Source organism: Streptomyces sp. A 4/2, assembly GCF_940670765.1.
Taxonomy (GTDB): Bacteria; Actinomycetota; Actinomycetes; order Streptomycetales; family Streptomycetaceae; genus Streptomyces.
Genome location: NZ_CALNVW010000112.1, coordinates 1 through 271 on the forward strand (window position 1 = coordinate 1; position 271 = coordinate 271).

Consider the following 271-nt stretch of genomic DNA (forward strand, 5'->3'; position numbering starts at 1 on the left):
GGGGGTGATGACGGTGCCGCCGTTGTGCGGGGCGGTGGAGTTCTTGTTCCAGCGCAGGGCCATGGCTCCGCCGTCGCCGGCCCGGTGGTAGCCGGCGAGGAGGAGTTGCGTTCCGTCGCTGAGGGTTTTGGTGTTCAGGGCGCGCAGGTCGTCGACGGTGTCGGCGTGCAGGACACCCGTACCACTGGTGGTGGGTGCGGCCTGCGCGGTACCGGTGGTGACGGCCGAACCGGCCACGACCAGACCGGCCAGACCAGAAACCCGCAGCAGG

1 pseudogene is annotated in these 271 nt (G+C 70.5%); it reads right to left on the reverse strand.

Annotation, left to right across the window (positions count from 1 at the left end):
- Positions 1-271, reverse strand: a pseudogene (locus tag NBY69_RS37255) (peptidase C14); the annotation flags it as partial.